Raw genomic sequence first — 23,701 nt, forward strand, 5'->3', positions numbered from 1 at the left:
CAAGAAAAGAGACAGGGCAAATGCGGAATATTTCTGGATTTTCATAAAAAAACACCTTGGTTTTAACCAAGGTGAACATTTTATTGTTTTTTCTTTTCCTTTTCTGCTCGATAAAACTCATGGAACATTTTCATCAATGCTCTTTTTTCAATTCTCGACACATAGCTTCTCGAAATGCCAAGTTCCTTTGCAATTTCTCGCTGAGTTTTTTCATCCTTTAAATCAAGTCCAAACCGTCCAACAATTACCTCTCTTTCTCTTTCATCAAGAACATCTATATACACTTTAATTTTTTCCAATTCCATATTTAACTGAATCGTATCAATAACATCCTCAGATTCCGATTTCAGCACATCAATTAAGCTTATTTCGTTACCTTCCTTATCCTGGCCGATTGGATCATGAAGGGAGACGTCTTTTTTCGTTTTCTTCAACGCTCTCAAATGCATAAGAATTTCGTTTTCAATACAACGTGCCGCATATGTTGCAAGCTTCGTTCCTTTTCCAGCATGGAAGCTTTCAATAGCCTTTATCAAACCAATAGTTCCAATAGAAATTAAGTCCTCCGAATCCTCGCCGGTGTTTTCAAATTTTTTGGTATTGTGTACTAGAAGCAATGTCATCCAAAAGCCCTTTTATGGTGATTCCTATTGGGTTACTTTTCGCATCAATTGCGATCTCTTGTACTAATATCTCCATTAACTGTCGCTTCTCTTCAAACTTCATAGTATTGTTATTAAAGAGATGTTCAATGTTTTGGATGATGCTATACACTTGTTCTTTGCTAAGTTCCTTTTGTTCTTGCTGCTGTAATTTAGCTTCTAACATTATAATCTTTTCTTTAAATATCTTAATATCTTCATTTATTTTTTTCATGTCTTTAAGCATTTCATCTTCTGTTATCACTTGAGCTACTACAAACATTCTTTTTACTCGATCTCGTTCTTCTTCTTTTTTCTTTATCTTCTTTTTCAGTTCTTCGATTTGATCATCCAGTGTGTCATCTTTATTCTCTACTTCTTTTTTAATTGCTTCTACGAATACCTCTTTGTTTGCTAGTGTGCTTTGTATCATATCAAATATATAACTTTCCAGCAGTTCAATTCTAATGCTTTGTGAATCACATTTTTCTATTCCGTTTCCATAACGTTTTGGGTTTAGATTAGGACAACGGTATACAGAGTACTTTTTCTTTTCTCCTGTTTTTTTATCTGTTCTCCCGTTATAAGTTGTACATTCCCATATTCTACCGCAATTCTTACAACGAATCATTCCCTTAAACAAATACTGTTGCTTCACATTCCCACCTTTTCGTTTATTTTTCTGACGTTTATCTTGAGCTTTTGCAAAGGTTTCTATATCAATCAAAGGTGGTACGTCTACTGTAATCCATTCGCTTTCATCTCTAAGTTTATATGTTTTCTTCTGCTTTCCTGATTGTGTGCGTTCACCCCAGATTTTTTTAGTTTCTCTTCTATTGTAGATATATTTTCCGATATAAATTTCACTTGTTAATATTCTAGATATGGATGTTGCTCCAAAATTCTTGCTTTCTTTTCGTTTAGGCAGCGCACCTTCCTGGTAGAGTTTATCCCCTATTCCTCGAAGCGTTTGGCCTTCTAGGTACCATTTATATATCTTGTTTACAAAAACGGCTTCCTGAGCGTTTATTTGCAATTCTCCATCTTTATAATCATAACCATACGGTGCTACCCTCATTGGCATAATCTTTTTATCTTTTTCTACTGCTCTAAGGCGCCCCCTAATCGTTCGTTTTCTAATTTGAGCTAATTCATATTGAGCAAAGACACTTCTCATATTAAAGAACATTTGACCTTCTGGTGTATTTTGATATTCCGTATCAATAAAGAGTATCTCTACCCCTTGTCGATCCCACTCTTTACAGACAATAAGCTTGTCGGTTAAATCTCTTGTCAGTCGATCAGGGTCAGTGATGATGACTTTCGTAATTAAACCGTTAGCTGTATCATCACGTAGTTCGTTCATCATAGGACGGTCGATATCCTCGCCACTGCGACCTTCTTCCCGATAAATCTTTACATCTTTAATGGAGAACCCAAGTTGCTTAGCCTTTTTCATACAAAGTTCTTCTTGTGTTTCTAGGCTATATCCCTCATCTGCTTGGTTTTGTGTACTCACACGACAATAAATTCCAATCATAAAAAACTCCTTAACCTTTTTACCACTATGTATATTCAAGTTAACCATCTTTATTAAAGGCTGTTTTCGCAAACTTTATAGCTACTCTACCAACAAAAAAAGCTGCTTTATTCAGCAGCTTTTTTTAAAACGCTTTTGACGAGGAGGGTTGCGATTATCAGTTGAATCCGTTTGACTTGCTCCGCGTCAACTTCTCTATCTGTGCTTGGGTGATAGATGAAACTTATTTCTTTGGCCAAACTTCATCACCTCAACACAAGGTATGAGTTCGGATGATTGTACTATTACTTAAATAAAGTAGGTAATAATACTCCCAAGATTATTTATAGCATGATCAAGATTAAATATGAAAAAGCTCCGAAACAGGAGCTTTTTCATATTTAATGGTTCAATGGATTTCCATTGTTGTGTTAGATTTAGCAGATTCGTATGCACTTTCAACAAGACGCGTTAATTCCAATGCACACTGCATGTTGTAGAGTGGATGTTCTTTTTCTCCAACAGAAAGCATCTCGACGAACTCAGCACTTGGCATAACATCTTCTGGAAACTGGGTAGCTGGTACAAGAGTAAGTTCTTCGTATCCTAATTTGTTTTTAGTTTGTAGAAACATCCGAAAAGTCGTATCAGGTGTTCCGGATACAAGAAGAATGCCCTCTGTTCCTATGATTTCAAGCATATTATCTAGTTTGTAGGATAAAAAGGAAGTATGAGCCGTTCCGATTGCCCCACCTTCAAATTCTACGATCGTTGTGGAAATCTCGTCGTTTCCTGTTCCCATCCTCTCCCCCATTCTACTCGTCACTGTGTTGGGTTTTCCTAGAAAATGCGTGAGAAGATAAAATCCGTGACACCCAAGGTCGAGTGTTACACCGCCCCCAGTTTGTGACGCATCAAACCAATAATCTGGGAGCATCGTAGGAACAAGGGCTGCCTGATGAGCTCTTCTGAAATATAGAGACGTTAGGTCCCCTAGTATTCCTTCATCTGCAAGTTTTTTTGCATAGGCATAGGCTCCAATTTCTTTTGACTCAAGACTGATAAAAAACGACACATTGTTTTCTTCAACCTCCATCTTGATTTCCTCTGCTTCTTGTGTGGTAGTGGTGAGGATCTTATCGGTGAAAATGTGTTTTTTTGCACGTGCTGCTTTGATTATTACGTCCTTATGAAGCGTAGTTTCGCACTCCACCATCACTGCATGAATTTCTTCCATTCTAAGCAACTCTTCTAATTGTTCGATAAATGGGACACCATATTTTTTTGCAAGTGTTTTTCCTCTTTCTTCATTCGTGTCCCATACAGCCGTAAGTTGGCATTTATTGGTTGCTAGAGCAGCATGCAAAAATCCTTCTGTGTGAACATGCCACGCTCCAAGTAGCGCAAGATTAATCATTCTATTCCCCTCGTTCTTCATTTTTATAGAAAATTGTTTCAAAAACTTAGCTTACATTCCATAATTACGTAAACATATTTTATCATATAAAAAAACATAGAAGGGTTTTCTAAGTATGTTCACTAACCCCTCTATGTTTTTCATTAGAATTAAACGGATAGCACGACTACAGAGGAGCTTGTCCCATTTTATTATACTTTTGGGTACTTAGATCCTTTTCTATCCAATTTAAACGTTCCTGCAATCTTATACATTTTGCTAATCTTATTTTGACATGGTTTCTTATTCATAATATGTTGACAATATGCGCCACTAATCTCAAGTTATGCTCAATAAGTATATTCCTTGCCTCATCATTCCCTTCTGCCATCAATTTCAGATATTTCGCTTCATCTCCTGATGACAGTGGCTGTGGAAATGCATTGTTCTTGACGTAAGAAACTAGAAAAACAAGTTCTTTAAGTAAGTATCCTACCGATGCTAGTATGCTTGACACACTTTCACCTCCATTAGAATGCTTAGGCAAAGGCCCAATAGTAATTCTTATGTAAAAGAAATGGAAAGTGTGCAAGTACGATGTAAAATAATCCTTTCTTGCACATCCATTTACAAATTTCTATGCAAAAAAAAGTTATTTAATGGTACAATTTTAACATATAGAACAAGTGTTCAACATGCAAAATAAAAAAAACCTTCCTAGAGACTAGGAAGATTCTAATACTGAATATAAGGGTATCTTTTAAGTTTAGAAGGTATGGTTCCCTTGCCTACTTTCACAACACTGTACTCTTGAAACAATGTTTCAAACCACTTAGAGACTTCTGCATATGTTTTATTTTTGTAATCTACAAGCTGGGCAACCCGATATCGCCTACGTGCCTTTTGCTCACGATCCACTACGATAAACCAAAAGCATGTAAGCTCAAAAGTGTTAGTACTTGTCGCTGACATGGTATCAACCTTCCTTTTTGGAAATTATGAATTAATATAGAGGTGGTAATTCATTCTTTTTGTAATCATCAGAAGGAGCAGCATGAGAAGTTACTGCACTAGCACCGAACAAAGTTAATGAAACAACCAAAAACGTTAAAACAAACTTTTTCATCTTTCATTACCTCTTTCCATTTTTTATTTTTATTACGTATTAAACTAGCTTTATAAGTATTTTACACTATAATAAAAAATCATAATTTTCCCGAAATTAAGCGTTTAAATGGACAAATACATTATTTTCTCCCATTTACTTCGTATTTTATAGGAAATTATAACTCTAGGAATATTTTATTATTTAGGATGTGATAGAAAGTGGATTTTTCATTAATAGGAAAAGAGATAAAAATCCTACGGTCTGCTCTAAACTTATCACAAGCTGAGCTGAGTGAAGGGATCTGTACGCAGTCACAGATCAGTAAGATTGAAAAAGGGGAAGTGTATCCATTAGCTAACACCTTATATTATATCGCAGAAAGACTAGGTGTGGACATAAATTATTTTTATGATTTAGCCACAAATCCCCAGTTATCCTATGTAAAAGAGGTATTTGTTCAAGTAAGAAATTTGATGAATCGCAGTGAATTCGAGGAAGTTTACGCAATTGTAGAGAATGAAAGAAAAAATCCTCTATTTATAAACAATCGTAAAAATAAACAATTTCTCCTATCTACGGAAGGAATTTGTATTTATCATTTAAAAAAAGATAAAAAAGAGGCTTTAAGGCTATTACAAAATGCTCTGGACCTAACCAAAATGACATCGAAATTGTTAGGAGAAAGAGAAATTGAAATATTGAATAGTATGGCAATCGTTCATTTTGAAACAAATAACTGCGAAGATGCTTTAATAATTTTTAACCGCGCTATTGAAAGTTACATGAAATTACCATATCATCAAGATCCAACAATTAAAACAAAAATATTATATAATAAAGCAAAAACTCTTACTCGATTAAAAAGATTAGAAGAATCAAACGACACATGTATTCAAGCAATTAAATGGTGTGTAAAACAAAACAGCCTGTATGGACTAGGCAATCTTTATTATCATATTGGATACAACTACAGCTTGCTTCAATGCAATGACATTGCCATTGAATACTATAACAAATCCATTCATATTTTTATTATTCAAGAGAACAAGATTTTCGTAAAACACATTAAAGAGAAGATCAATGAGCTTTCCGTATTAATGGAATAAAAAAACTAGGCATCGCTGCCTAGTTTTTTTTATTCCTCTAAGAGGTTTTTACTTTTTAAAAATTCTTTGGCCACCTCATATGGTGTTTTCCCTTCTACGGTGACTTGGTAGTTCATATTTCTCATTTCATCATCATTAATCTGATTTTCCAATTTGTTTAATATGTCTTCTAGCTCTGGATACTCTTCTATCGTGTCTTGACGCAGCAGTGGTGCACCTTGATATGGAGGAAACAGATTTTTGTCGTCCTCTAGCACTTTTAAGTTAAATTGCTGAATTTCAGCGTCTGTCGAATAGGCATCCACAAGATTTACATCCCCACTTTCAATGGCTTGATAACGTAATTTGGCCTGCATCGTAGTTAGATTTTCAAATGTGATGTTATACAGTTCTTGAATACCAAGGTATCCATCTTCTCTGTCTGAAAATTCTAGCGTAAATCCTGCTTTGATTTCGTTTTTCGCTCCATTCAAGTCACTGATTGTTGCAATGTCATTTTGTTGAGCAAATTCTTCTGGAATTGCTAATGCATAAGTATTATTAAAGCCCATTGGCTGCAGATAGTATAAATCATCTTGTTTTAATAAGCCTGCTTTGGCTTGCTCGAATACTTCTTCCTCGTCAATACTAACAGGTTCCTCTCCAAGTAATGTAATGATAGCTGTCCCAGAATACTCCGGATAGATATCAATTTCTTTATTTTTCAATGCTCTGTATACGAAGGTTGTATTACCTAATGAAGGCTTTAGCTCCACTTGTAAATCAGTTTCGTTCTCTATCAATAGCTTATACATATTAATGATAATGTCTGGTTCTGCTCCAATTTTCCCACTAATGACAAGATCTGGTTCAGTCGCTTTCATAACGGCAAATGGAGAAAGGAAGAGAAGGACAACCACGATTCCTGCGATGAATGCTTTTTTCCCTGAGCCTTTTTTGGCTGAGATCTCGATAATTCTTAAGATCATATCAAAAACAATGGCAAGCAGGGCAGCTGGAATTGCTCCAAGTAAAATTAAGGCATTGTCGTTTCGATCAATACCAAGAAGGATCAAGCTTCCTAATCCCCCAGCACCTATTAAGGCAACGATGGTGGCCGTACCAATAATCAGCACCATTGCTGTTCTGATTCCCGCCATTATGACTGGAAGCGCAAGAGGCAGCTCCACTTTGAACAACCGTTTCATCGACGTCATTCCCATTGCTTTTGCCGCTTCTTTTAAGCTAGTGTCCACTTCTTTGATTCCTGTATAGGTATTCCGTAGAATAGGCAAAAGTGCATATAGAAATAGGGCGATGACTGCTGGAACAAATCCGATTCCAACGAGTGGAATTAATAAACCTAAAAGGGCAAGGGATGGAATCGTCTGAAGGATAGCCGTTATTCCAATAACAGGCTCAGCAATTCTCTCCTGACGAGTTAAATAAATCCCCAAAGGAACGGATATGACAACCGCAATGGCTAATGCAATGACAGAGATTTGAATATGTTCAAGTATTGCAGACCAAAGTTGGTCCCCTCGTGCTTCAAATAGATCCTGTAAAAAAGTCATGAAACAGCTCCCCCTTCTTTGCTGTGCTTATGAAGGAAAAGCAACACATTTTCTCTTGTAAGGACACCAGCTGGTGAGTTTTGATGTGTAATGGTTATGGCAGATTCTATACTGAAAATTTCAAGCGCTTCTCCTAAAGAAGTGCTGCTATCCACTTCTTTAGGAGATGGATATTGGGAGGTGTTCATTAAGACAAATTCCTCGAGAAGTTCTCCTAATGGCATCTGCAGAACGCTTTGTCTGTTTCCGATAAAAGATTTTACAAAATCATTTTTAGGATGATGAAGAAACTCTTGTGGTGTTCCTACCTGAACGATTTCTCCATCCTTCATCAAACAAATACGATCTCCAAGCGTTAATGCTTCATTCATATCATGCGTAACAAACACGATGGTTTTTTGAATTTTTTCTTTTAGCTTCAAAAAATCCTGTTGCAGCTGCTCTCTGCTTAAGGGATCAAGGGCACTAAACGGCTCGTCCATTAAGATAATCGGGGGATTTGCCGCAAGCGCTCTGGCCACTCCCACACGTTGTTGCTGCCCACCTGAGAGCTCAGAAGGCTTGCGCTTTTTGTATGTATCAGGCTCTAAACCTACCAGTTCTAATAGTTCGTCCACTCGTTTACTAATTTCTTTCTTCTTCCAAGATTTTAACTCTGGGACAATCGCAATGTTTTCTTCAATGGTCATATGTGGAAAAAGAGCAATTTGCTGTAGCACATACCCAATGTTCCATCGCAACTCATGAATATTGTGATCTGTTATGCTCTTTCCATCAATAAGAATATCCCCCGTTGATACTTTATGTAATCTGTTGATCATTTTGAGAGTTGTGGTTTTTCCGCACCCACTCGGTCCAATGAGAACCAAAAACTCTCCTTCACGAATCTCAAGATTGAACGATTGCACGGCAGTCGTCCCATCATCGTATGTTTTTGTTACATCCCGAAAGGTTATCAATCCTATGCACTCCTCAATAATCTACTATTTTTTAGTGTTTCCAAAAGTACAAACAATACTTACCCTATTGCATACTTACTTAAACCGCAAACTCTCCCATCATGGTATATTTGGCAAGATTTTTTCTTGAATAAGGTGTCAAAAATGAACAGATGTTTTTTTATTTTTCAGGCTGTGGATTCTATCCAGAATATGTGAAAGGCATTAATCACTCGTGAAGTCCCATGTTAGTTCATGTGAGGAAAAACCATCATATCAAAACGGGGGCGAACGATGCAAAAGAAAATGCTTTAAGGAAGGTTGTGTCTACCGAAAATCAAAAAGATAATATAAAAAAGAGGAGCCCATTAACCTGACTCCTCTTTGTTTCTTATTCTTCATGCTCTAGTAATTGTTGTTTTATTTTTCTTGCTTTAAAACCAAAAAATATTGCAAAAGCGAGTAATAGGACGGTAGTACCCATCATGCTATACAATTGAAGAGACGCTTTTCCTGCGTTTTGAAAGGCAACTCCAATATATAAAAATACACTTATTGTCGTTAACACAATGGAAAATCTAACGTAATCCTGCATTCTTCCTTGAAGCTCTTTTACATTCATAGAGAAACCTCCCATCTCCTTTTAGCTTAACATAGATTAATAGATAGGGAGGCTTGAAAATTTTCCCTTTCGGTGACAAAAGAAGCGGATGTTTCCAGTAATTTCTCTAGCTTGCACCCTTATTCCCACTTAATAATAAAACCTATTCAGGTATAAAGAATCAATCTGATTTTTACTAGATTCAACCCTGTCATCAGCTTCTATTCCTCGTTATAATAGTAGGAAAATTAATGAAGGAGGGACCTCATGAATAAGCTATTTTTTGGCTTCTTTCTAGTAGCATTTTTAACCGCCTGCTCTCCTGGAGTGAATAGTACCGAAGAGGTCATCATCGTTGATCCACCACCAGAATCCCAAAAAAGTGCAGATGAAAACACAAAAGACGGTACGCTTTATACGAAAAAGAACGACGAAGATTAAAAAAGCCAGATGTACGGAAAAGTCACCTTTCCTACATCTGGCTTTCTTTATTAGAACTTGTAAATTTCAGAGTATTTTTCTTCTAAATAGCGAACAAGGTACTTCGCATCAAGCTCTTCTCCTGTTAATCTGACAATCAATTCATTTGGAGAGTATAGCTTTCCGTACTGATGAATGTTTTCCCCTAGCCACTCACGAATTGCTTTAAAATCTCCCTGCTCAATTTTATCGTAGAAGTCTGGCATTTCTTTTAGGAACGTGTATAAAATCTGTGCTGCATAAAGATTTCCTAATGAATAAGAAGGGAAGTACCCAAAGCCACCAAAGGACCAGTGTACATCTTGTAGCACACCTAATGTATCAGTTGGAGGGGTGATTCCTAAATACTCTTCCATTTTTTCATTCCACACTTTTGGAAGGTCCTTTACCTCATACTCCCCTGCAAAAAGACCCTTCTCCACCTCATAACGAATCATGATATGCAAATTATAGGTCAGTTCATCGGCTTCTACACGGATAAAGGAAGGATCTACTTTATTGACGGCACGATAAAAATCATCCAACGACACATCCTGTAATTGTGTTGGAAAATGTTCCTGCAAGTCTTTATAGAAGTACACCCAAAATTCTTTGCTGCGACCAACCATGTTTTCTAAGAAACGAGACTGTGACTCATGAATGCCAAATGAGGTTCCACGGCGAATCACTCTACCCTCAAATTCAGGGTTTACACCTTGCTCATACATTCCATGACCTGCTTCGTGAATGGTGCCAAAAATAGCAGATCTGACATTATCCTTTAAGTACCGCGTGGTAATTCTAACATCTCCGGTATTTACTGAGGATGCAAACGGATGAACCGTCTCATCTAAGCGTCCGCCATCCATATCAAAACCGATTAGTGGCAACAAATACTGATTAAATCTCTTTTGCGCCTCCACATCATAATCTTGCGCAAAAATATCTTCACGTGGTTGTGACTTGGACGCCTTAATTTTGTTTAAAATTTCTACACTTTTTTCACGTAGCTCTTTAAAAAGTGGGTCTAATGTTTCGACAGTCAATCCAGGCTCAAACTCATTTAAAAGAGCATTATATGGATGTCCTTCATATCCATAATACTCCGCAAACTTCTTTTTAAAGGCTAGTACTTTTTCTAACACCGGCGCGTAGGAAGCAAAATCATTATTTTCTCTAGCAGCCTCCCATGCCTCATTTGCATCATTAACAAGCACTACATACTCCTGATATTCCTGAGCAGGAATTTTTATGGATTTATCATAATCCTTTTTTCGCTCCATTACACAAGCCTTTGTTACAGCATCAAGCTGTTCCATTACCTTCTCCTCGGTTAAAAACGCTAGCAGCTCTCCCATTTCATTAGAGATGGAAAGCTTAAAAGCCTCAGTCGAAAGTGTCCCTCTAGCTTTTCCAAAAAGAGATCTCCCTTTTTTTGGTGCTTTTGTTTTGGAATCCCAGCTTAATAAGCCCAATACATCACTATAATGACAAAGTTTTTCATCTAATGCAGTAAATGCGTCCACTTTTTCTTGAATGCTTTTTTCTAAAACAGGAACGGTAGACATCTGTTTTCCCCCTAGTAGAAATAGTATGAATAGTATGTATTCTTACATATTATAGCAGATTTCTACTCTATAGGAATAATATTTGCTTTGAAATAAAGATTTTATTTTTCCAAAATAAAAAACCCCTTAAAAGAGTTTCCTCTTCTAAGGGGAGTTGCTTAACCTTCTATTGCTTGTTTTAAGTCTGCGATAAGATCTTCTACATCTTCAATCCCTACAGAGATACGGACAAGCCCATCAACAATACCAAGCTCCGCACGACGTTCAGCAGGGATAGATGCATGCGTCATTCGAGCTGGAACAGAAATTAAGCTTTCAACCGCTCCAAGACTTTCTGCTAGGGTGAAGTATTTAATTCTAGCCAAGAGTTGATCCGCTTTTTCCGCGCTTCCAATATCAAAGGATACCATTCCACCAAAGCCACCTGCCTGCTGTTTTGCTACCTCGTGATTTGGATGGTCCTCAAGTCCTGGGTAATACACTTTCCCTACAAACGGATGACTTTCAAGGAATTCCACAATACGCTGTGTGTTTTTCTCTGTCGCTTCCATTCTCAAGCCCAGCGTTTTAATGCCGCGCATTAATAGCCATGAATCCTGAGGCCCTAAAATACCACCAGTAGAGTTTTGAACAAAATGCAAATCCTCTGCTAGTTTCTCAGAATTTACAACCACAAGGCCAGCAACCACATCACTATGACCGCCAATATATTTCGTTGCACTATGCAATACAATATCTGCACCTAAAGTAATTGGTGTTTGCCAGTATGGCGTACTGAACGTATTGTCCACAATCGTTAAGAGATTATGCTTTTTCGCAACAAGACTAGCCTTTTGAATATCTGTTACTTTTAACAATGGATTCGTCGGTGTTTCAATAAAGATTGCCTTTGTGTTATCTTTAATGGCCGCTTCAATGTTTTCTACATTAGAAGTATCCACAAAAGTAGAATCAATGCCCATACGGTTTAACACTTTCGTCATGACGCGGTAAGTCCCACCATACACATCATCTGTAAACACAACATGGTCTCCACTGTTAAACAGCATCATCACAGCTGTAATCGCCGCCATACCAGATCCAAACGCAAAGCCCGCTTTTCCGTTTTCCAAATCCTTAATCAATTCTTCTAATGCATGACGCGTTGGATTTCCTGTTCTCGAGTACTCATACCCTTTAAAATTCCCAACGCTCTCTTGCTTATATGTGCTTACCTGATAAATTGGTGTGGATACTGCCCCTGTATGCGGATCTCCAAAAATCCCACCATGTATCAGCTTCGTTTTTTTATGCATGTTAAATGCCTCCTTCATAAATCTTCTTACTTAAATAACGCTCGCTGCTATCGGCAAATATAACCACGATGTTGGTACCTTCCTTCGCTGTTTGCGCCTCCAGTAATGCCGCATGCAACGCTGCACCGGAAGAGCTTCCAACAAGCAGCCCTTCTTTTTGCGCTAATTCTTTCACACGATCAAACGCATCCACATCATATACCGTATGAATCCCATCAAAATACGCTTCATCCATATATCCTGGCAAAAATTCCATTCCGATTCCTTCAGTTTTATGAGGACCGGACTCGCCACCATTTAAGATGGATCCCTCTGGCTCCACAATCACTGTTTTCACAGAAGGATTCCTTTCCTTTAAGTACCTTGCTGTTCCCATAAATGTTCCACCAGTACCTGCTCCAGCAACAAACACATCCACATTACCATCTAGCTGTTCCCAAAGCTCCGGACCAAGTGTTTTATAGTACGTTTCTGGATTTGCTGGATTTCCGAACTGCTGAGGACAATAGGAATTCGGGATTTCCTTTAAAAGCTCCTGCGCTTTAGCTATTGCACCCTTCATCCCAAGCGGGGTTGGAGTATGCACAATTGTTGCACCAAGGGCTTTCATGAGCTCCTGCTTTTCGATACTGAACTTCTCCGGCATGCACACCATCACTTTATAGCTCGTGCCAACAGCCGCCAGCGCTAAGCCAATTCCGGTGTTTCCAGCAGTAGGCTCAATAATGGTGCCCCCTTCTTTTAGCTTTCCAGTACGTATTGCTTCCTCTAATAGCTCTTTTCCAAGCCGGTCCTTAATGCTTCCACCAGGATTATAAAATTCCAGCTTCGCAAAAAGCCGCACTCCCTTTGGCAACTCTACATTGCTTAACTCCACAAGCGGAGTATTGCCAATGAGACTATGAACATTTTTATATACTTTCATTTTGTTTCCCCCTGCTTTCAGCCGTACCTTATGCGTTTTTTAATTCTGTTAGCATGTTCTCAATCAACATAGAAGAGTGCAATGCCGCTTTACTTAAGAACTGATCAAAGCTGATGTTGGATTCTTTTCCAGCAATATCAGAAAGTGCACGAATGACCACAAATGGAACCTTAAAGGAATGACACACCTGCGCAATTGCCGCCGCTTCCATTTCCGCAGCTTGTAGCTCTGGCATTTTTTCCCGAACTGCTTCTACACGGATTGGATCATTCATAAAGGAATCTCCTGTAGCAATCAAGCCTTCTACCACTTGCATACCACTAACATTTTCTGCAGCTTTTTTTGCCACGGTCATTAATTTTGCATCCGCTTCAAACGCCGCCGGTAGTCCAGGAACTTGTCCATACTCATATCCAAATGCCGTAACATCCACATCATGGTGACGCACTTCCGTTGAAATAACCACATCTCCTACATTTAACGCAGGTGAGAAACCACCAGCTGAACCAGTGTTTATCACTGCATCTGGCTGAAACCTCTCTAACAGCAAAGCAGTGCTAAGCGCAGCATTTACTTTTCCGATACCCGATTTAGAAAGAATTACCTCAACACCATTTAACGTTCCTGTATAATATTCACAACCAGCAACAGTTGTTGTCTCCATACCAGCAATTTTTTCTCGCATAATCGTAACTTCTTCTTCCATTGCTCCAATGATTGCTATTTTCATTTGTTAAATTCCCTCTTTCCATAAGATTAGCCGCCAGGCCGATCCTCTTTAAAAAGAGAGAAAAGACGGCGGACCATTATTGTTTTGTTGCTTCCATTACCCAGACAAAATGATTAAAACGCTGATACTCCACTGTAAAGCTATGCTTTTCAAAAAGACTTGTGAGTACTTCCATCGTTGTATAATATTCCGTTTTCAAATCGTTTGCTAAATTCAGGAATGTATGTTTTTCTGCCTGTTCAATTGTCGCATCGTACGCCTCTTTGTTTTCAAAGACCGTGTCAGCAAATACTATTTTACCACCTTTATCAAGTAACTTTCCATAGTAGGCAATTGCTTCTTCTTTTTCAGAATCAGTAAGGTGATGGAAAGCATACGTGCTAACGATAGACTGAATTTGTTCAGACGGCTCAGGAAAGCTCAAAAAGTCTCCATCCTCAATGATCACATTGTTTGGAAGCTTTTCTGCCGCTTTTTCTCTCATCGTTTTTGATGGCTCAATAGCAAAAACTTTGTGTCCTTCCTTCAGAAGCTCCTGCGTTAAGTTGCCAGTGCCAACGCCAAATTCCACAACAGGACTAATCGCTTTAACTGCCACGTCCTTTAAAATATCCTCATAACCTCGAAACACCTCTGCATACTCCTGATCCTTCCCACTTACGGTTGCATCATAATAATTAGCCCAATCATTAAACAATTCAACAAATTCACGTCCCATATATATCACTCCACTATTTTTTAAAATATATAATTCCTATGAGTATAGTATGAATTAAAAGAATAACTGTTCTTAATCTATCACATCTTCCTATTTTCTTCAACGAAATAGTTTGGTAAGATTGTCTCAGAACCCTGGCAAAACAAGGTTTTTAACGGTTAAGAAAGTTGTGAGTTTTCAGATAAATAATCCCGATTGAAGGAGTTGGATTTAATGAATTTCGACTTTAGTTTACTTGAAGATAAATGTGAGTTTTTTGAAGCCCAAGATCTAAAAACACTCGAGAAAAAAATTGCCGAACAAATTGACCATAACAGGGCTATCATGCTCGGAGTCCATAGCGTATCTCATCAAATGCATGTGGATGGGGATGGCCGCCGGTTTTACAGTGCAGTGGTACATTTTAAGCTAAATACAAAGTAGTTTAATTTGTAACTTTTGGAAACCACCATTCGTCTATAAGGTAGAGAGGCGGTGGTGGCGAAATTGAGGAAATGGATATTAGGTATTTTGATGACCGCTCTGCTAGCGGGGTGTGGAAGTAGTTTAGGTGCTGGTACTGGTCTAGGGGAGATGCCTCCACTTGTTCAGGTTGGGGTGGGCGAGGATACATACGATTTGATTCAAGGTGCATATTGCTGGGATTATGGAAATCAAGGAGTTTGTACCGACACTGCAGGCTATGTTCACTTAGTAACTTTTGAAGACATTATTGAGGTTGCTCCAGGCATGGAGCTGAAATTTGTATTTCCAGAAAGTATCGCCCCTGATGAGGAAACACTGGAATACTCGTTTACCGATGCCTATGAAGGGGAGACCGTTTTGATTAACAAGCATACTTTTCATGCTCCAACTGAAGAAGGCGTGTACTATTTCGGTTATGATGTGATATGGAATAGCAATCCAGGTGGCACCGTTTCGTATGCATTTGGATTAGAGGTGAAGAAAGACACTGCCGGGGATTAGGGTGGTGGTTTTTTATTTTCGAATTCAAGAAGGTAAGTTCGGCCTTTTTTGTTGCCTTTGTGGGGAAAATTCTGGCTAGCTAATAGCCTGGAAGCTACAAATACTGAATCAATATATATAAAATCTCTTAGTTCTTGATTGGTTATGGTATCTCCTAACCCCAAATACTTAAAATCAAATAGAGTTGGGACAATGGAAGCCCTCTCCACACTCATACAACCTGGACATTTCCACACTTGTAAATACTTGCGCATTGGAGAGAATAAACAGTTTGAGCAGATAACTCCTTTTAGAATTTCTGAATTAGATAACCCGTAGTATTCCATGAAATTAAAGGAATCCGATTCGTGTTTCCGATTTAAAGTCCTGGCCAACTTTTGAAGTTCTTTATTTGTCAAAACCGTATTTTTATTAAGATCATTTATCCTTTGCATTCTTAATGGGAGATTCGTATGAAAAGAAAGTTGGCTTTTAAGAGTAGGAGTGTTTGGGTGCAGCCTAGCTTGGTTATGAGTGAGGACAACTTGAGTATAGATGGGGAGTGGTGGATACTTTAAATTATCTATTACACCCTCTAGTTGACATTTTTGTCTAGCTAATTGGGAAAACGGATCACCAAACCTTTCATGTCCTTCATCCTTGTGACGAATTAGGATGCTGTTATCTAAATCAAATTCTAATACTCCGTTTATGTATTTTGAATCTAAGATTACGCCATGTGTTGGCGAGAGTAGTAAAGAATCCATTTGAAAGTGCCTTCCTTTTGTATCCTGAATCCTTAGTCCATGTAGTACTTTATAGTTTTCGTGTGGCAGAAAGGAGGAGTAGTAATCCATAGCTTCTTCACCTTTGTATCCATAATGCAATCTGTAATATTCTTTTTCAATCTGAGGGTATTTTGGATGAGTTTTAGGGACTCTTCTCATTCCAGCCTCATGGGCTAGCAATCTAACTGGCTTTTCTCTTTGTTTTATGATCATTTTAACCTCCATTTAGTAGTTTTCCAGTACTTATTTCGCTAGCGGGAGAAAATTACCTGTATTTTTTCTGAGATTTTTAAAGAAAACTTCCTGTGAGCTGATTTATTTGCGGAAATTTTATTTTATTTGCGCTGTTTTCGTTTTATTTGCGCTATTTCTGTTTTATTTGCGCCTTTTTGATTTTATTTGCGCTGTTTCTGTTTTATTTGCGCCTTTTCCCAATATAAATGGATTAAGTCCATATAATTGTGTAAAAAGAAAGAGTCATTTTATTCCTTCTTGTCAACACTGTTTTCAACGACGATAAACAATGAGAAGAGGAATAAGAATGACTCAATTACAGTTTAACCTAGATATCGACCTTTTAAAAGATGCAGTAATGAATTCTAATATGGAAGCAGTAGTTAGATCTGCGATTGTACTGGTGCTAAATGAATACATGGAAAAAGAAAGAGATGAATACTTACAAGCTGCTGCTTATGAACGCTCAATAGAGCGTTTGGATTATCGTAATGGCTATTATGAACGTGAATTTACGATGAGTATTGGGAAACTAAAGCTCAAAGTACCACGCACTCGAAATGGTGATTTTTCACCTTCCGTTTTCGAAAAATATGCCCGATGTGACCAAGCCTTCGTTCTCTCCATGGTAGAAATGGTCATTAATGGTGTATCCACTCGTAAGGTGACGCATATTGTGGAACAGCTTTGCGGAGAAAATGTTTCCAAATCGTTTGTGTCTTCTCTTACTCAAAAGCTAGATCCTATCGTTAATGACTGGGCCAAGAGGCCTCTTAATGACACCTACTATCCTTTTGTCTTTGTAGACGCTATGTATACCAAGGTGCGGGAGCACCATCGTGTTGTCTCCAAAGCTATCTATATTGCGACAGCTCTGACGGATAAAAACCAACGTGAAATTCTTGGTCTTCAGGTTGATCATGTCGAAAACTATGAAAGCTGGTCTCGTTTTTTCCAACAGCTTAAATCACGAGGGCTTCAATCACCTAAACTAGTTGTTTCTGACGCTCATCAAGGTCTACAAAAAGCTATTCAACGGGAATTTATTGGTACTAGCTGGCAAAGATGTAACGTACACTTCAAACGAAACATTTTTGAGAAACTCCCTAAGAAAGATTCCTTAGAAATCAGAACAATGATTAAACGTATTTTTGAAGCTGTAACGATTGAAGATATGAGAAACTTCAAAGAGGAACTCATGAGCCAATTTGCGGAGAACACGAGATATGAAAAAGCCTTAAAAGTTCTTGATGAAGGTTTTGAAGATACCATTCAATATATGGAACACCCACAAAACATCCGCCCTCATATTAGGAGTACGAATTGTTTAGAAAGGTTAAACCAGGAGGTTCGTAGAAGAGAAAGAGTAATACGGATTTTCCCTAACACTCAGTCAGCTTTTCGTTTAGTGGGGGCTGTCTTACTACACTATCAACAAACTGTTTACGCAAAGAGAAAGTCCTTTAGTAAATAGTTACTATTGTTTGCGTGGAACTTCCATCATGGATTGTTTCATAGCCAGAATGAGCTGTCAAAGTGAAGAACCTTTGACAGCCCACCCTGGCTATGAAGAGATAATACCATGGAAGTTTCGCTCAAAAAATATGAGGGCAATAAACTATAAACTTTTAACAGTTGAAAACACTTGTAAGGAATTTTACACAATATTAAGGACTTGACTTATAAATGCCATTCGACACTCCTCGACATTTTTCGCCCGCCGGTACACTCTCCCACCAGCAACCCATCCGCCCCCCACACCCCCAACCAAAACAAACACTTCAAGCACTTAACGCAGCACTTCCATTTCCAACCAAAACCCAACAAAAAACCCACCCCAGCACAACAGCCAGAGCGGGCTAACCCAATTTCGTATTATAGTTCCTTCACCTGTTCCACCTTCGTAGGCTTCCAACCTTTTTCGGTCACCCACTCTAGGTATACCTTATAGTTTTCCCCACTAGATTTCACAGAAATAGAAGCAACCGAAGTGTGTGCGCTTCCGCCGTTACCCATGAACATCAACGTGTAATCTCCACTTTTCAAACCAGTCGCTGCGTGTACAGCATCCAGCTTTTCTTTCCAGTCGACATGACTTTCATCGTACACAGATGTATGAGGCTCAGATTGTTCTGTTCCAACTGGACCCCATCCCGGATTCGTCATCGTTTTTATAACGTTTGGGTCATCGGAGTTTTCTGTAACCTCTGTTCCCTCTTGATCAGAATCAGATTCAGATTCTTCGTCTTTCTCTTTCTCTTTCTCTTTTTCTTTCTCTTTCTCAGCAGCTTCCTTCTCTGCTTTTTCCTTTTCTTTCGCTTCTTTCTCAGCAGCAGCCTCTTCCTTTGCCGCTTTTTCTTCCGCTTCCTTCGCTTCCGCTTCTTTCTCTTCAGCAGCTGCTTCCTTAGTTGCCTCTTTCTCTTTATCAGAGTTTTCTTCTGTTTTGTTTAGTGCTTGCTCATCTGTTGCCAGTTGATTTTCTGAAACGGATGCAGGATCATTTTTCCCAAAAAACAAGGATGAAGCAAGAACTACAATAAATATAAAGACAATACCAATCAAGATATTTAATACCATGTTGTTTTTCTTACGCTTTGTTGTTCGGCCGTATCGTGAGCCACCTTTATTAAAGTCTAAAGGCATATGCGTCCCTCCTAGACAGTACCAAAAATAGTATAATTACAATAGTTTATTGTAACATCAATACTGCTGAATAGACAGTAAAAAGGGGACAACATAGGTAACAAACGGATTACAAGTTTGTTACACCAAAGTAATCTTCATCGTTCTTTCTGCATGTCCAAATCATATAATCCTTTTACCATATCAATGTAAATCGGGGTATTTGGATACTCATGTTCTAAAACGTCTAGATTCACCACTACCATAGCGTATCTCGGACTTTGAATTGGAAAATAGCCTGCAAACCAACGATTATAATATTCTCCTTGCTCGGGGTCACCTGCCACATATATGCCTGTCTGAGCTGTTCCACTTTTCCCTGCGACTTGATACGGTAGCCCTTGCATCAAACGTCCTGTGCCTTGTTCCGCTGCGACCACTTCCCGCAACAAATGCTGGAGCTGCATCACAGTATAAGAGGACAGCATATCCACATCGCGTTTATGGTCAGAAAACGTGAATAAAGGTGTACCGTTTTTATAGAGTATCTCCTGCACAAGCTTTACTTCCATTGATTGACCGCCACGCGCAATGGTGGCCATCATGTTTGCAACAGAAAGTGGGGTTACTTTAACATCCTTTTGTCCGATGGAAGTTTGAGCAACAGCAAGGGGAACTCGCTTTTCATCCTCTCCCTGCCAAACAACTCCTTGTCTTTCTTTAGGGATTTGCTGAAAATCCTCAAAACCAAACATGTCTCCTTTCCAGCCCACCGTTCCGCTCAGTCCGAGGATTTCCGCATATTTATCTAAAGCATTCACGTTTTTTTCAGCAAGCTTTTTACCGAGCTCTCCGAATGTGTAATTGCAGCTTTGGGAGAAGCTAGATTCCAAATTCAATATCCCCTTGCGTCCAGATTCATCCTCTATCTCCCCATTAATTTTTAGATCGCAATTAAACGTCATTTTTTCATCAATAATATTTTCTTCAAAGGCCGCAGCGGCAACGACTGTTTTAAAGACGGAGCCTGGAAAATGTGGCTCGAGCATTAGATTTTGAGCTCCTTGCCCTGCTGCAGGATTCTTGTTATCTACCGTGGGTCTCGATGCCATTGCGAGCACTTCATTAGTTGCAATATCCATCACGACTATGCCGCCCTTTTCCACCTGATGCTGCTCCAACACATTCTCCGCCAGCCTTTGAACTTCTTTATCTATCGTTGTTTTCACGGACACAGGATAGTACGGATTGGATGGCCCCATATATCGAACGTCAATGCCAAATAGCGGTCCGCCAAAACGGTCGACATGATATAAAAGCTGGGTGGTACCCTCTGGCAAAATGATTTCATCAAAGGCTTCCTCTAATCCAGATTGACCAATTGGCGTGTGGACAGAGTAATTTTCTTTGGAAACCTTGTCTGGATAGCGCTCTAGAAATACATCTTTATTCTCACTTGTATACCCAATCACATGCTCTGCAACCTGGTCATCTAGCTTAAACTGCCGGTACAACGCAACAATGCCTGGGTAGTCAAGTTCGTTAATACTTTCCATTTTCGCTTCTGTTAAGCTCTCATTTAATATGACGGGTTTTTCCGCTTCTGCCAGTAAGCGATTGATAGTGGAAACTGGAATTTCAAGAATAGCTGCCACTTCTTCTTTCGGCCAATCTAGCCCATTTAAAAAGGGAAACAGAATGACACTTGGATAATAATCATGTGTGAGCGGCTGTCCGTGTCGGTCGATAAAACGTCCCCTGCCTTCATCTACCACCAGGGCTTGCGTGCGTTGCCTCACACTTGCCTCTATTAAATTGATGTGCGCTTTTGAAAAAGATTCTGTACTAACAAGCTGCAGCTGCACAAGTCTTCCAATTAACAAACTTAATAGCAAAACCACACAGATTCCAAGTTTGTTTATTCTCCCTTTAATTAACCGTTGCATATAAAAACACCTCATCAACATTGTTGACGAGGTGCATGGTATTTAATCAATTGCTTTTATTTTACTGAAACGATGCGGACGTTCATTTCTCCGCCTGGAGTTTGAATGGTTACTTCATCGTTTACACGTTTGCCCATTAGAGAGCTACCCATTGGAGATTCGTTAGAAATGTTCCCTTCAAACGGATCTGCTTCTGCACTACCAACGATGGTGTATGTTTCTTCATCGCCATCAGGAAGTTCAATGAATGTAACCGTTTTTCCAAGACCAACTGCATCTGTTTCCTTATCTTCTTGGATGATTTTTGCGTTGCGGATCATTTGTTCTAAAAGGGTGATACGCCCTTCGACAAATGCCTGCTCTTCTTTTGCAGAATCGTACTCAGAGTTCTCGGATAAGTCACCGAAGCTACGAGCAATTTTGATACGCTCTACAACTTCTTTACGACGTACAGATTTTAAATTGTCTAGCTCTTGAACAAGCTTGTCTTTCCCAGCTTGTGTCATTGGATATACTTTCTCTTGTGCCATGACTATTCACTCCTTCTAGTAATTGCATTCCCCAATTTACATGTATCTATCTAATTGCTTGAGTATAAAGCGTATGTAAATGTGGAAAAAGATGTATCCATTAAATGGAATACATCGTCGTTCCTTCCACAATTGGAAAATTCTCTAGCTTCTCATATGTTATTACAAAATCTCTTTTTGTTCAAGAATTGTTTGAATTTTTGTTACCATCAGGTCAATCGCAACGTGATTTTGTCCGCCTTCTGGGATGATGATATCTGCATATCTTTTCGTTGGCTCAATAAATTGATTGTGCATCGGGCGAACAACTGTAACATATTGTTCTATCACAGAATCAATGGTACGTCCGCGCTCTTTGATATCGCGAAGCATGCGTCTGATGATACGGATATCGGCATCTGTATCAACAAATAGCTTTATATCCATTAAGTTACGCAAACGTTCGTCTTCTAATACCAATATTCCTTCTACAATAATTACATCCTTTGGTTCCACTTCAATGACTTTAGATGATCTTGTATGCAGGGTATAATCATATACCGGTTTTTTCACACTATCATAGTGTAGCAAGCTTTTAATATGGTCAATCAATAGGTCGTTATCAAATGCCAAAGGATGATCATAATTGGTTTTAAGTCTCTCTTCCATTGGTACATCTGTTTGATCCTTATAATAGTAATCCTGTTCAAGCATCAGAATTGATCTCTCCGTGAAATGCTCAAAAATTGCTTTTGTAACGCTTGTTTTTCCCGAGCCAGAACCTCCGGCCACTCCGATTACGATCGGTTTTTTCCCCATTTTCCTTATTGCCCCTTTCGCATCATGTTGTTTGGATAGACCGGTTTTTCTACTTTAAATTGGACGATTTGCAGTGGATGACGGGCGGCATCTAATTCGTTACCTCTTTCATCCCAAACCTTTTCTATCTTTTGGGTAAAATTCTCTATTTCAGGGCCAAAGAATTCGACTTCCTCTCCTGGCTTAAAAAAGTTTCGCTGTTGCAGAGTTACGATTTGAGTTTCAGGATTGTAATCAAGTACTAGTCCTACAAAATCAAAGGTTGTCTTTTTGCTATGGTTGCCAAACATTTGCTCTTTATACCCTGGGACTCCTTCGAAAAAGGCTGTAGCAGTCTCACGGTTAGCACATTTATCAAGCTCTTCTAGCCATTCTTGCTGAATCACAAAGTTATCTGGGTCAGCGCAATAGGCATCTATGACCTTTCGATAGACACTCACAACGGTAGCAACGTAGTGAATAGATTTCATGCGTCCTTCTATTTTCAAACTATCAATTCCAAGTTCTATCATGTGAGGAATCGATTCTATTAGCTTTAAATCCTTTGGACTCATTGCGAATGGTGCATCCTCTTCTGTGAAAAGGGGCTTCTCCGCTGCTCCGTCCAATTCATACAAATCGTAATCCCAGCGACAGGATTGGCAACATCCACCACGATTGGAGTCACGTGCAGTCATATGGTTACTAAGTGTGCATCGTCCTGAATAGGCGATACACATAGCGCCATGAATGAAGGTTTCAATTTCAATGTCGACTTTTTCCTTCATTTCTCTAATCTCATCTGCACTTGTTTCACGAGCCAGCACCACACGCTCTAACCCTTCTTCCTTCCAGAACTGTACTGCTTTCCAATTGGACAAGGACTGTTGGGTGCTTAAGTGAATTTCAAGGCGTGGTGCCACTCTTTTACACGTTTCAATGATAAGTGGATCTGCGACAATGATGCCATGCACGCCGGCGTTCTCAATTCCTTGCAAATATTCATCTAAGCCGTCGATGTTTTCGTTATGGGCAAATATGTTTGTGGTTACATAAATTTTCGCGCCAAATTTTTCGGCAAATTGTACACCTTCTGCCATTTCCTCATGTGTAAAATTTCCTGCATTTGAACGGAGCCCGTATTCCTGCCCGCCAATAAAAACTGCATCCGCACCATATTGCACAGCTATTTTGAGCTTTTCTAAATTACCTGCAGGAGCAAGTAATTCTGGTTTTTTTACAATGATTCTTTTTCCGTCTACAACTTTTGATATCTTTTCATTTACATACGTGGTCATATCA

Annotated in this window: 23 protein-coding genes and 2 pseudogenes; 5 read left to right on the forward strand and 20 right to left on the reverse strand. The window is 38.9% G+C overall.

Annotated elements, in window-relative coordinates; translation table 11 throughout:
• Nucleotides 1-80: 80 nt before the first annotated feature.
• The 6 genes and pseudogenes from sigK to FIU87_RS21580 form a co-directional block, all read right to left on the reverse strand.
• Nucleotides 81-596 (reverse strand): annotated as a pseudogene (sigK, locus tag FIU87_RS14445) (RNA polymerase sporulation sigma factor SigK); the annotation flags it as partial.
• Nucleotides 586-2,181 carry a recombinase family protein gene (locus tag FIU87_RS14450; protein ID WP_152445244.1) on the reverse strand — a complete coding sequence of 532 codons (1,596 nt, stop codon included), beginning with the start codon at nucleotides 2,179-2,181 and terminating at the stop codon, nucleotides 586-588. The gene FIU87_RS14450 and the pseudogene sigK, both read right to left, overlap by 11 nt.
• Before the next feature lie 388 nt (nucleotides 2,182-2,569).
• Nucleotides 2,570-3,577, reverse strand: a complete 1,008-nt coding sequence (locus FIU87_RS14455) for a Gfo/Idh/MocA family protein (RefSeq protein WP_172971067.1) — start codon at nucleotides 3,575-3,577, stop codon at nucleotides 2,570-2,572.
• Between the two features lie 298 nt (nucleotides 3,578-3,875).
• A pseudogene (locus FIU87_RS14460) lies at nucleotides 3,876-4,073 on the reverse strand (RNA polymerase subunit sigma-70); the annotation flags it as partial.
• A 218-nt stretch (nucleotides 4,074-4,291) separates the two neighbouring features.
• Nucleotides 4,292-4,528 carry a hypothetical protein gene (locus tag FIU87_RS14465; RefSeq protein ID WP_152445246.1) on the reverse strand — a complete coding sequence of 79 codons (237 nt, stop codon included), beginning with the start codon at nucleotides 4,526-4,528 and terminating at the stop codon, nucleotides 4,292-4,294.
• 31 nt (nucleotides 4,529-4,559) lie between these two features.
• Nucleotides 4,560-4,682 carry a hypothetical protein gene (locus FIU87_RS21580; RefSeq protein ID WP_301538630.1) on the reverse strand — a complete coding sequence of 41 codons (123 nt, stop codon included), beginning with the start codon at nucleotides 4,680-4,682 and terminating at the stop codon, nucleotides 4,560-4,562.
• Between the two features lie 200 nt (nucleotides 4,683-4,882).
• Between FIU87_RS21580 and FIU87_RS14470 the strand changes: the two genes are divergently transcribed.
• Entirely contained in the window at nucleotides 4,883-5,770 is an 888-nt protein-coding gene (locus FIU87_RS14470; RefSeq protein WP_152445247.1) for a helix-turn-helix domain-containing protein, read from the forward strand.
• Nucleotides 5,771-5,799: 29 nt separating this feature from the next.
• On the opposite strand, the gene FIU87_RS14475 is transcribed toward FIU87_RS14470, so the two are convergent.
• The 3 genes from FIU87_RS14475 to FIU87_RS14485 form a co-directional block, all read right to left on the reverse strand.
• The gene (locus FIU87_RS14475) at nucleotides 5,800-7,323 is read right to left on the reverse strand and encodes an ABC transporter permease/substrate-binding protein (protein WP_152445248.1); all 1,524 of its coding nucleotides are present in this window, start codon (nucleotides 7,321-7,323) and stop codon (nucleotides 5,800-5,802) included.
• On the reverse strand, nucleotides 7,320-8,282 hold the full coding sequence (locus FIU87_RS14480) for an ABC transporter ATP-binding protein (protein ID WP_152445249.1): 963 nt from the start codon (nucleotides 8,280-8,282) through the stop codon (nucleotides 7,320-7,322). The genes FIU87_RS14475 and FIU87_RS14480 overlap by 4 nt, the downstream gene beginning before the upstream one ends.
• 370 nt (nucleotides 8,283-8,652) lie before the next feature.
• Nucleotides 8,653-8,883, reverse strand: coding sequence for a YrhC family protein (locus FIU87_RS14485; RefSeq protein WP_172971068.1), 231 nt, complete (start codon nucleotides 8,881-8,883; stop codon nucleotides 8,653-8,655).
• 246 nt (nucleotides 8,884-9,129) lie between these two features.
• Between FIU87_RS14485 and FIU87_RS21085 the strand changes: the two genes are divergently transcribed.
• Nucleotides 9,130-9,303, forward strand: coding sequence for a membrane lipoprotein lipid attachment site-containing protein (locus tag FIU87_RS21085; protein ID WP_172971069.1), 174 nt, complete (start codon nucleotides 9,130-9,132; stop codon nucleotides 9,301-9,303).
• Nucleotides 9,304-9,353: 50 nt separating this feature from the next.
• Here the strand turns inward: FIU87_RS21085 and FIU87_RS14490 are convergent, their stop codons facing one another.
• From FIU87_RS14490 to FIU87_RS14510, 5 genes are all read right to left on the reverse strand, one after another.
• Entirely contained in the window at nucleotides 9,354-10,889 is a 1,536-nt protein-coding gene (locus FIU87_RS14490; RefSeq protein WP_253905429.1) for a carboxypeptidase M32, read from the reverse strand.
• Between the two features lie 158 nt (nucleotides 10,890-11,047).
• Nucleotides 11,048-12,184 (reverse strand): bifunctional cystathionine gamma-lyase/homocysteine desulfhydrase, encoded by a 1,137-nt coding sequence (locus FIU87_RS14495; RefSeq protein WP_152445251.1) that lies wholly within the window; start codon nucleotides 12,182-12,184, stop codon nucleotides 11,048-11,050.
• A gap of 1 nt (nucleotide 12,185) precedes the next feature.
• Nucleotides 12,186-13,109: a PLP-dependent cysteine synthase family protein gene (locus tag FIU87_RS14500; protein ID WP_152445252.1), complete on the reverse strand. Its 924-nt coding sequence runs from the start codon at nucleotides 13,107-13,109 to the stop codon at nucleotides 12,186-12,188.
• 28 nt (nucleotides 13,110-13,137) lie between these two features.
• Nucleotides 13,138-13,839, reverse strand: a complete 702-nt coding sequence (gene mtnN, locus FIU87_RS14505) for a 5'-methylthioadenosine/S-adenosylhomocysteine nucleosidase (RefSeq protein WP_152445253.1) — start codon at nucleotides 13,837-13,839, stop codon at nucleotides 13,138-13,140.
• Between the two features lie 76 nt (nucleotides 13,840-13,915).
• Nucleotides 13,916-14,557: a class I SAM-dependent methyltransferase gene (locus tag FIU87_RS14510; RefSeq protein ID WP_152445254.1), complete on the reverse strand. Its 642-nt coding sequence runs from the start codon at nucleotides 14,555-14,557 to the stop codon at nucleotides 13,916-13,918.
• Nucleotides 14,558-14,770: 213 nt separating this feature from the next.
• On the opposite strand from FIU87_RS14510, the gene FIU87_RS14515 reads away from it, so the two are divergent.
• Both FIU87_RS14515 and FIU87_RS14520 read left to right on the forward strand, forming a co-directional pair.
• Nucleotides 14,771-14,980, forward strand: coding sequence for a YrzA family protein (locus FIU87_RS14515; RefSeq protein ID WP_152445255.1), 210 nt, complete (start codon nucleotides 14,771-14,773; stop codon nucleotides 14,978-14,980).
• 63 nt (nucleotides 14,981-15,043) lie between these two features.
• Nucleotides 15,044-15,523 (forward strand): putative periplasmic lipoprotein, encoded by a 480-nt coding sequence (locus FIU87_RS14520; RefSeq protein WP_152445256.1) that lies wholly within the window; start codon nucleotides 15,044-15,046, stop codon nucleotides 15,521-15,523.
• On the opposite strand, the gene FIU87_RS14525 is transcribed toward FIU87_RS14520, so the two are convergent.
• Nucleotides 15,520-16,503 (reverse strand): nuclease-related domain-containing protein, encoded by a 984-nt coding sequence (locus FIU87_RS14525; protein ID WP_172971070.1) that lies wholly within the window; start codon nucleotides 16,501-16,503, stop codon nucleotides 15,520-15,522. The two genes, FIU87_RS14520 and FIU87_RS14525, sit on opposite strands and share 4 nt — an antisense overlap.
• A 328-nt stretch (nucleotides 16,504-16,831) precedes the next feature.
• On the opposite strand from FIU87_RS14525, the gene FIU87_RS14530 reads away from it, so the two are divergent.
• Nucleotides 16,832-17,998 carry an IS256 family transposase gene (locus FIU87_RS14530; protein WP_152445258.1) on the forward strand — a complete coding sequence of 389 codons (1,167 nt, stop codon included), beginning with the start codon at nucleotides 16,832-16,834 and terminating at the stop codon, nucleotides 17,996-17,998.
• A 401-nt stretch (nucleotides 17,999-18,399) separates the two neighbouring features.
• Here FIU87_RS14530 and FIU87_RS14535 read toward each other — a convergent pair whose 3' ends face one another.
• The 5 genes from FIU87_RS14535 to FIU87_RS14555 all read right to left on the reverse strand — a co-directional run bounded on the left by FIU87_RS14535 (nucleotide 18,400) and on the right by FIU87_RS14555 (nucleotide 23,697).
• Nucleotides 18,400-19,167 (reverse strand): YrrS family protein, encoded by a 768-nt coding sequence (locus tag FIU87_RS14535; RefSeq protein ID WP_152445259.1) that lies wholly within the window; start codon nucleotides 19,165-19,167, stop codon nucleotides 18,400-18,402.
• 137 nt (nucleotides 19,168-19,304) lie between these two features.
• Entirely contained in the window at nucleotides 19,305-21,092 is a 1,788-nt protein-coding gene (locus FIU87_RS14540; RefSeq protein ID WP_152445260.1) for a peptidoglycan D,D-transpeptidase FtsI family protein, read from the reverse strand.
• 56 nt (nucleotides 21,093-21,148) lie between these two features.
• Nucleotides 21,149-21,622 (reverse strand): transcription elongation factor GreA, encoded by a 474-nt coding sequence (gene greA, locus FIU87_RS14545; protein ID WP_152445261.1) that lies wholly within the window; start codon nucleotides 21,620-21,622, stop codon nucleotides 21,149-21,151.
• 162 nt (nucleotides 21,623-21,784) lie between these two features.
• Nucleotides 21,785-22,420 (reverse strand): uridine kinase, encoded by a 636-nt coding sequence (udk, locus tag FIU87_RS14550; RefSeq protein WP_152445262.1) that lies wholly within the window; start codon nucleotides 22,418-22,420, stop codon nucleotides 21,785-21,787.
• 5 nt (nucleotides 22,421-22,425) lie between these two features.
• Nucleotides 22,426-23,697, reverse strand: coding sequence for a peptidase U32 family protein (locus FIU87_RS14555; RefSeq protein ID WP_152445263.1), 1,272 nt, complete (start codon nucleotides 23,695-23,697; stop codon nucleotides 22,426-22,428).
• Between the last annotated feature and the right edge of the window lie 4 nt (nucleotides 23,698-23,701).

The sequence above is a fragment of the Bacillus sp. THAF10 genome (assembly GCF_009363695.1).
Classification (GTDB): Bacteria; Bacillota; Bacilli; order Bacillales; family Bacillaceae_I; genus Sutcliffiella_A.